5 protein-coding genes are annotated in these 9099 nt (G+C 72.7%); all 5 read right to left on the bottom strand.

Going from position 1 to position 9099, the window contains the following annotated elements:
• Positions 1-1413: S28 family serine protease (locus tag ACFXA3_RS25235; RefSeq protein ID WP_385190440.1), on the bottom strand; the 1413-nt coding region annotated here is incomplete at its 3' end.
• Between the two features lie 85 nt (positions 1414-1498).
• Positions 1499-1858 carry a hypothetical protein gene (locus ACFXA3_RS25230; RefSeq protein WP_385190437.1) on the bottom strand — a complete coding sequence of 120 codons (360 nt, stop codon included), beginning with the start codon at positions 1856-1858 and terminating at the stop codon, positions 1499-1501.
• A gap of 155 nt (positions 1859-2013) precedes the next feature.
• Positions 2014-5871, bottom strand: a complete 3858-nt coding sequence (locus ACFXA3_RS25225) for an ABC transporter ATP-binding protein (protein WP_385190434.1) — start codon at positions 5869-5871, stop codon at positions 2014-2016.
• Positions 5872-6110: 239 nt separating this feature from the next.
• A complete protein-coding gene (locus ACFXA3_RS25220) occupies positions 6111-7805 on the bottom strand; it encodes a thiamine pyrophosphate-binding protein (protein WP_385190432.1) in 1695 nt (564 codons plus the stop codon).
• Between the two features lie 35 nt (positions 7806-7840).
• On the bottom strand, positions 7841-8809 hold the full coding sequence (gene speB / locus ACFXA3_RS25215; RefSeq protein ID WP_385190430.1) for an agmatinase: 969 nt from the start codon (positions 8807-8809) through the stop codon (positions 7841-7843).
• Positions 8810-9099: the final 290 nt, after the last annotated feature.

Here is a 9099-nt window from a genome sequence, read left to right as displayed (position 1 = left end):
GCGCTCCTGGTCCTTCCGGTCGAGCACCGCGTCGGGCTTCGCGAGCGGCGTCGCCCGGCCCGCGTCGGCGAGCGCCGCGGCGGGGGCGACCCCGGCCCACTGCAGGATCTTCTGCGTGGCCAGCGCCTTCTCGCCGTCCTGGAGCTTGGCGACGTTGGCCCCGTGGTTGGCGCCCGGCGCGATCATCACGTAGCTGTCGCGCACCCCGTAGCCGAGGTGGAACGGTTCGGCACCCCACGGGTCGTTCTGCCCGTACACGAACAGCATCTGGTTGGCGTTGCGCTTCACCCAGTTGTCCACGTCCGCCATGACCCCCGGCTGGAAGGTCATCGGGATGTCGCGGGGCACGAAGGTGCGCGGCGGCTGGTAGCCGTAGCGGCTCAGGCCCTTGAGGTGCGGCTGCTTGATGTCGGGCGAACCGAGCTGCGTACCCGCCTGGTAGTAGTACGGCGTGTACGTCTCCAGTCCCTGGTCGGCGTAGGCCGAGAAGCCGGAGATCGTGTCGACCGAGTCCCAGATCTCCTGGTCGCTCGCGGTCGCGGCGGCCGGGACGGACGTGCAGTCGGCCAGCAGGCTGTACTGCCAGAACGCCCACACGTAGTCGAGCACGACGGCCTCGTAGGCCTTGTCGAGGCTGCCGACGGTGGTGAAGGTCCAGCCGTTCGCGGCGGCGGCGGCCGCGTACTTGGCCTCCAGCGGCTCACGGCGTACGAGCGCCTCGCGCTGCACCGCGTTCAGCTTGTCGCGGCACTCCTTGGTGCCGACCTTGGCGAAGAACCGGTCGTACGCCGAGTCCTCGTTGTTGACGACGTCGTTGGGCGCGACGTAGGCGACGACCCCGTCCATGTCGCGCGGGTAGTAGCGCTCGTAGTACGTCGCCGTCATGCCGCCCTTGCTGCCGCCCGTGGCCAGCCAGTTCTTCTTGTAGACCTTCTTCAGGGCGGTGTAGAGGCGGTGCTGGTCGCTGGCGGCCTGCCAGATGTCCAGGTTCCCCCAGTTGGCGGGGTCGGGCCGGGAGGGCGTGAAGAACCGGTACTCCAGCGACACCTGGTTGCCGTCGACGATCGTCGTGGGCTCGCTGCGGCGCGGGCTGGTGTTGACGTTGTAGCCGGAGGTGTAGAAGACCGTCGGCCGGGAGACGTCCTTGTGCAGCAGGGTGAAGCGCTGCTTGAAGGTGCCCTTCGACGGGTTCCGGTGGTCGACCGGCTGCTCGTAGTTCAGTACGAAGAAGCGGTACCCGGGGTACTCCTTCTCCTCGATCAGACTCATCCCCGGGATGGCGAGGATCTCGTCCTTGATGTCCGTCGCGGCGGACGGCCCTGCGGCGGTGGCCGCCTGGGCCGTGAAGCCGGCTGCGCCCATGGTGCCGATCAGCACCACGAGCGACAGCAGCCAGCCGAGCGTCTTGCGCATTCACCCTCCCCTTGAGTTCACTTCGGTCGAACGTGAACCTAGCCGGGCCAACGCGCCACTGAATAGACCTAGTTGGGCCGCTCGTTCAGCACAGAATCCAGCCGGAATCGACAGATCCGGACTCGATGCTCCCCTTTACATACACGCAGCGGCTGATCGCCCCGACGGTGACGGGACCGGCGTACCGGGTGAATTGCCCCGAGTCGCCGACGGGCACCCCGCCGCGCGGCTGGATGCTCACCGCCATCGGCCGGCGTCGCCCCGGATCGCCGGCGACCGTCACCGCACAGGCCTGCGTACGGCTCTTGTAGACCCGCACCTCGCCCGTCGGCAGGGGCAGCGTCCTGACCAGGTCGCCGGCGCAGCTCCCGGTCGCCGCCTGCGCCGACGGCGCCGCGAGCAGGCCGCCGACGCACAGCACCAGCGCGAGAGCCCCCGCCGACACGGCCCCCCGGCCGCGCCCCTTCCGCCCGTACCCCACGTTGCCCCCCGATCGGTCGTACGTGACACGTACGCACGTACGACGCGCAGATGCTCCGGAAGGTTGCACCCCACACGTTCTCCCCGGACCGCGGGCCGGGCCCCGTCGCCCCGGACGGCCTAGACGGCCGCGGCCGGTTCGTCCTCGCCGATGAAGGTGCGCCACAGTTCGGCGTAGCGGCCGCCTCGGGCGACGAGTTCGGCGTGGGTTCCGTCCTCGACGACCCGGCCGCGGTCCATGACCACGACCCGGTCGGCGCGCGCGGCCGTGGTCAGCCGGTGCGCCACCACGAGGGTGGTGCGCTTGCCGGCGAGCCGGTCGGTGGCCTGGTTGACCTGGGCCTCGGTGGCCAGGTCGAGCGCGGCGGTGGCCTCGTCGAGCAGCAGGACGTCCGGGTCGACGAGTTCGGCGCGGGCCAGGGCGATCAGCTGGCGCTGGCCGGCCGAGAGGTTGCGGCCGCGCTCGGTGACGGTGTGCAGGTAGCCGCCGTCGAGGGTGGCGATCATGTCGTGGGCGCCGACCGCGCGGGCGGCGGCCTCCACCTCGGCGTCGCGGGCCGCGGGCCGCCCGTAGGCGATCGCGTCGCGGACCGTGCCCGGGAAGAGGTACGGCTCCTGGGGCACGACCCCGAGCCGGTGGCGGTACGCCGTCAGGTCCAGCTCCCGCAGGTCGGCGCCGTCGGCGGTGACCCGGCCGGAGGTCGGATCGTAGAACCGGGCCACGAGCTTGACCAGCGTGGACTTGCCGGCGCCGGTCTCGCCGACGAAGGCGACGGTCTGGCCGGCGGGTATCCGCAGGCTGATCCCGGCCAGCGCGTCGTCCTTCTCCCCGCGCTCCTCGGCGGTGCCGTACGCGAACCGGACGTCCTCGAAGGCGATCTCGCCGCGCAGCTCCCCGACCTCGCGCGGCGCCGTGGCGCGCGGGGTGCTGGTGGGCTCGCGCAGCAGGCCCTGGATCCGGCCGAGGGAGACGGTGGCCTGCTGGTAGCCGTCGAAGACCTGGGAGAGCTGCTGGACGGGGGCGAAGAACAGGTCGATGTACAGCAGGTAAGCCACCAGCGCGCCGGTGGTCAGGCTGCCGGCCCCCACCCGTCCCGCGCCGACGACCAGCACGGCGGCCGCGGCCCCGGAGGACAGCAGCTGCACGAAGGGGAAGTAGACGGATATCAGCCACTGGCCGCGCACACGGGCCTGGCGGTACGAGTCGCTGCGCTCCGCGAAGCGGGCGGCACCGGCCTCCTGGCGGCGGAAGGCCTGGACGATGCGCAGTCCGGAGACGGACTCCTGGAGGTCGGCGTTGACCAGGCTGACCCGGTCGCGCGCCAGCTCGTACGCGGCGACCGACTTGCGGCGGAACACGATCGTGCCGACCACCAGCAGCGGAAGGGTCGCGAACACGATCAGGGCGAGCTCGACGTCGAGGACGAGCAGCGCGATCAGGATGCCGAAGAAGGTGAAGACGGAGACGACGGCGGTGACGAGCCCGGTCTGCAGGAAGGTCGAGAGGGCGTCGACGTCGGTGGTCATCCGGGTCATGATCTTGCCGGTCAGCTCGCGCTCGTAGTAGTCGAGTCCGAGGCGCTGGAGCTGGGCGAAGATCTTGACGCGCAGGGCGTACAGGACGCGCTCGCCGGTGCGTCCGGTCATCCGGGTCTCGGCGAACTGGGCGGCCCACTGGGCGGCCACGACGGCGAGCGCGAGGGCGGCGGCCACCCAGACGGCGCCGAGGGCCGCCTGTTCGACGCCCTTGTCGATGCCGTGGCGGATCAGGATGGGGAGCAGCAGCCCGGATCCGGCGTCGACGGCGACGAGGCCGAGACTGATGGCGAGGGGCGCCCAGAAGCCGTGGAGCAGCCGGCGCAGGTTGTAGCGCTCTTCGGCGGCCGCCGCGCGGTCCTCGTCCACGGCGGGCTCGTCGTCGGCGGGCGGCAGTGCGGCCACCTGGGCGAGCAGTTCGGGGGTCGCCGGCTTGCCGGCGACGGCGCCGGCCATGGAGTGGCCCGCGCCGGGGGCGCCGGTCCCGGCGGCGGGGGAGGCTGCGGCCTCCTCTTCCTCCTGTTCCTCCTGGCGGCGCCAGAGCTCGGGGGTCACCCCGTCCACGACGCGGCGCTTGGCGTTGACCGGCTCGGAGTCGATCTCGGCTTCGAGTTCGATGTCCCGTTCGAGCCTGCCTTCGATGTCCCGTTCGAACTCGGCCATCGCGGGCGCCTCGGGGGTGCGCGGCGAGCCGGCGCCGAGTGCGTCCGGGTCGGTCAGCAGCCGCCGGTACAGCGGTGACCTGCGCTCCAGCTCCTCGTGCGTACCGATGTCGGAGAGCCGCCCGCGGTCGAGTACGGCGATCCGGTCGGCCAGGGCGAGCGTGGAGCGGCGGTGGGCGATGAGGAGGGTGGTGCGGCCGGCCATGACGGCGCGCAGCGCCTCGTGGATCTCGTGCTCGACGCGGGCGTCGACGGCGGAGGTGGCGTCGTCGAGGAGCAGCAGCCGGGGGTCGGTGAGGATGGCGCGGGCCAGTGCGATGCGCTGGCGCTGGCCGCCGGAGAGGGTCAGGCCCTGTTCGCCGACCTTGGTGTCGTATCCGGCGGGCAGGGCCCGGATGAACCCTTCGGCCTGGGCGGCGCGGGCGGCGGCCTCGATCTGCGTGTCGGTGGCGTCGGGCTGCCCGTAGGCGATGTTGGCGCGGATGGTGTCGGAGAAGAGGAAGGAGTCTTCCGGTACGAGTCCGATGGCGGCGCGCAGCGAGTCGTAGGTCAGATCGCGCACGTCGTGGCCGCCGACGCGGACGGTGCCGCGGTCGGCGTCGTAGAAGCGCGGGAGCAGGAGCGAGACGGTGGACTTTCCGGAGCCGGAGGCCCCGACGACGGCGACGGTCTCGCCCTCGGCGATGGAGAGCGAGAACCCGTCGAGCACGGGCCGCCGGGGGTCGTATCCGAAGGCGACGCCGTCGAACTCGACGGTGGCGGGGGCGTCGGCGGGCAGCTCCTGCGTGCCCTCCTCGATGACGGGCTCGGTGTCGATGAGCTCGAAGACCCGCTCGACGCCGGCGCGGGCCTGCTGGCCGACGGTGAGGACCATGGCGAGCATGCGGACGGGGCCGACGAGCTGGGCGAGGTAGGTGGAGAACGCGACGAAGGTGCCGAGGGTGATGTGCCCGTTGGTGGCCATCCAGCCGCCGAGGGCCAGCATGGCGACCTGCCCGAGGGCGGGTACGGCCTGCAGCGCGGGGGTGTAGCGGGAGTTGAGCCGGATGGTCCGCATCCGCCCGGCGAACAGCCGGCGCCCGGCGTCGCGCAGCTTGCCGGTCTCCTGCTCCTCCTGGCCGAAGCCCTTGACGACGCGGACGCCGGTGACGGCCCCGTCGACGACGGTGGCGACGGCGGCGGCCTGGCCCTGGGCCCACCAGGTGGCGGGGAAGAGCTTCTTGCGGCTGCGCTTGGCGATGAACCAGAGGGCGGGGGCCATGAGCAGCGCGACGAGGGTCAGCAGCGGGGACAGCCACAGCATGATGCCGAGGGATATCCCGAACAGGAGGAAGTTCCCGATGGTCATCGGGAGCATGAAGAGCAGGCCCTGGATGAGCTGGAGGTCGCTGGTGGCCCGTCCGACGACCTGGCCGGTGGACAGCTCGTCCTGGCGGCGCCCGTCGAGGCGGGCGATGGTCTCGTACATGTCGGTGCGCAGGTCGTGCTGGACGTCGAGCGCGAGGCGGCCGCCGTAGTACCTGCGGACGTACGTCAGGACGTACACGAGGACCGCGGCGCCTATGAGCATGCCGGCCCAGACGCCCATGGGCTTGCTGTGGTCGCCGATGACGTCGTCGATGATGACCTTGGTGACCAGCGGCACGAGCGCCATGACGGCCATGCCGGCCAGCGAGGACCCGAGCGCGAGCAGCACGTTGGCCCGGTACCGCCAGGTATAGGCGGTGAGCCGCCTGGCCCAGCCCTGTTTTCCGCCCGCTGCCTTCTCTGCCGCCGCCACGTGACGCCTCCCCGTTGGTCCTGTCCTGCCGCCTCCCCCAACGCCCCGACCGGCGGATTTCATCCCGCCGCAACAATGCGAACGTGCGGCACGCCGGGGCGCGGCGCACGCCGGGCGCGGCCGACCGGGGTGGCGGAGGCGGACGGCCGGGGCGGCGGGGCCGGACGGACGGGGCGCGGCGGGGCCGGACGGACGGGGCGCGGCGGGTCAGCCGGGGGAGCGGACGGGCCGCCCTCCCGTCACTGCGCGGGCAGGTGGGTCGGGGCGAACATCCGGAGGGTGGCGGGCAGGACCAGCACCGTGGGGCCCGGGGTGGCCAGGGCCTGCTTCAGGTCCTGGCGGAGGGTGTCGGGGGTCGTCGTCGACGCCGGGACGCCGAAGGACTGCGCCAGGGCGGTGAAGTCCGGGCGCGTGAGCTCCGTGCCCGTCGTGCGGCCCTCGAAGGAGTCCGTCATGTACTCGCGCAGGATGCCGTAGCCGCCGTCGTCGACGATCAGCCAGGTGACGTCCAGGTCGTGCTGCTTCGCCGTCGCCAGGTCCGCGATCGAGTACATCGCGCCGCCGTCGCCCGAGACCGCCAGGACCGGGGTGCCCGGTTCGGCGACGCAGGCGCCCAGGGCGGCCGGGAAGGCGTAGCCGAGGCCGCCCGCGCCCTGCGCCGAGTGCATCGTGTTGGGGTGCTTCGCGTCGAACGCGGACCAGGCCCAGTAGGACAGGATCGTCATGTCCCAGAAGGACGGCGAGCGGGCGGGCAGGGCCGCGCGGATCGAGGTGAGGAGCTCGCGCTCCAGGGTCACGTCCTGCCCGGACAGCCGGGTCTCGATCTCCGCGAGCACCTCCGCCCCCGGTTGGGGGGCGGAGGCGTCCGCGCGCTCCGGGACCGTTTCCAGCAGGGCCTGGAGGGCGAGGCGGGCGTCCGCGTGGATGCCGAGGGCGGTGTGGTTGGACTCCAGCTTGCCGAGGTCCGCCTCGATCTGGACGACCCTGCCCCCGGGGAAGAACGTGTGGTAGTTCGAGGAGAGTTCGCCGAGGCCGGAGCCGACGACCAGGAGGACGTCCGCGTCCTCCAGGAAGTCCGTCATGTGGCGGTCCTCCAGCCAGGACTGGAGGGACAGCGGGTGGTTCCACGGGAAGGCGCCCTTGCCGCCGAAGGTGGTGACCACCGGGGCGCCGAGCCGCTCCGCGAGCAGCCGCAGCTTGCCCGCCGCGTCCGAGCGGATCACCCCGCCGCCGGCGATGATCACCGGACGGGCGGCCCGGCCCAGCCAGTGCGCCGCGAGCGCGGTGAGCTCGGGGCGCGGCGCGAGCTCGTGCGGGGTCGCGTCGACGCCGGTGACCTGCGGGATCATCGTCTCCGCGCGGAGGACGTCCTCGGGCATCTCGACCCAGACCGGGCCGTGCGGAGCCGTCAGCGCCGATTCCCAGGCCTCGGCGATCACCGAGGGGATCTGGGACTGGGTACGGGCCGTGTGGACGGACTTGACCACGTCCCGGAACGACGCCGACTGGTCCCGCAGCTCGTGCAGGTGCCCGCGCCGGCCGCCGCCGAGGCCCGCCACCGGGACCTGCGAGGCGATGGCGAGGACGGGGGCCGAGGCGGCGGCCGCCTCGGCCAGGGCCGGCAGGGCCATCAGCGCGCCCGGGCCCGTGGAGAGCAGCAGGGGGACGGCCTCGCCCGTGATGCGGCCGTACGCGTCCGCCGCGAAGGCCGCGTTGTTCTCGGTCCGCAGCCCGATCAGCCGCAGGTCCGAGCGGCCCACCGCGTCGAAGACGCCGAGGGCGTGCTGCCCCGGCAGCCCGAACACGGTGGTGGCGCCCAGTGAGCGCAGCGTCTCCACGACCAGGTCCCCGCCCGTGCGGCCCGGCGGCGGCGCGAGTGCGGCCGCCGTCTGGGCCTCGGTGGGGCGGAGAACCAGGTCGTGGTCGTGCGTCACGGGTGCGGTGTGCCCTTCTTGCTTCGCCTTCGCGCCTACTTGGCCTTCGCGGCGGCGATCTGGCGGCTCATGATCGTCGTCAGCTCGTACGCGGTGTGCGACGCCGCGACCGAGGTGATCTCGGCGTGATCGTACGCCGGGGCGACCTCGACGACGTCCGCCGAGACCAGGTTGCAGGAGGACAGACCCCGGATGATCTCCAGCAGCTCGCGGGAGGTCATGCCGCCCGCCTCCGGCGTACCGGTGCCCGGGGCGTGCGCCGGGTCCAGCACGTCGATGTCGATCGAGATGTACAGCGGGCGGTCGCCGATGCGCTGGCGCAGCTGGTCGGCGATCTCGTCGGCACCGCGGCGGTAGACGTCGGCGGAGGTCACGATGCCGAAGCCCATCTTGGCGTCGTCGTCGAGGTCCTGCTTGCCGTACAGCGGGCCGCGGGTGCCGACGTGGGAGAGCGCCTCGGTGTCGAGGATGCCCTCCTCGACGGCGCGGCGGAACGGCGTGCCGTGCGTGTACTCGGCCCCGAAGTAGGTGTCCCAGGTGTCCAGGTGCGCGTCGAAGTGCAGCAGGGCGACCGGGCCGTGCTTCTTGGCGACGGAGCGCAGCAGCGGCAGGGCGATGGTGTGGTCGCCGCCGAGCGTCATCAGGCGCGAGCCGGCGCCGAGGAGCTCGTCCGCGGCCGCCTCGACCGTCTCGACGGCCTCGTTGATGTTGAAGGGGTTCACCGCGATGTCGCCGGCGTCCGCCACCTGGGCGAGCGCGAACGGGGAGGCGTCCTGCGCCGGGTTGTACGGGCGCAGCAGGCGGGAGGCCTCGCGGATGGCGTTGCCGCCGAAGCGGGCACCGGGGCGGTAGGAGACGCCCGAGTCGAACGGCACGCCGACGACGGCGACGTCGGCCGAGCCGACCTCGTCCAGGCGGGGCAGCCGGGCGAAGGTCGCCGGACCCGCGTAGCGCGGGATGCGGGAGGAGTCGACCGGTCCGCGCGGCGTCTGCTCGGTGCTCATGGGGGGTGCCCTTCTGGAGGTCCTACGGTGCGGTCCTTCGAGCGTAAGCGGCGGGCGCCGGGGCACGAAGTGTACGTTTTATCCACCGAGCGACCTCGAACTGTACGGAGCATCCATGCCGAAGCCTGCCGGAGTCGACGGCCCGCCCACGCCCGCGGTCGGGCTCGGTGCGCTGCTCGCCGACCGGGCGCTGGAGCTGCGGCTGGTCGCGGGGCCGGAGGGGGCGGAGGTGCACGGGGTGCACGCGTCGGAGATGGCGGACCCCTCGCCCTACCTCCTGGGCGGCGAGC

Source organism: Streptomyces sp. NPDC059456, assembly GCF_042750055.1.
Lineage (GTDB): Bacteria > Actinomycetota > Actinomycetes > Streptomycetales > Streptomycetaceae > Streptomyces.
Note: the sequence above shows the minus strand (reverse complement) of the source record. Positions and strands in the feature narration are given on the sequence as shown.

Coding starts and splice junctions, on each gene's coding strand:
- speB (WP_385190430.1), bottom strand. CDS start 8,809: ATGAGCACCGAGCAGACGCCGCGCGGACCGGTCGACTCCTCCCGCATC.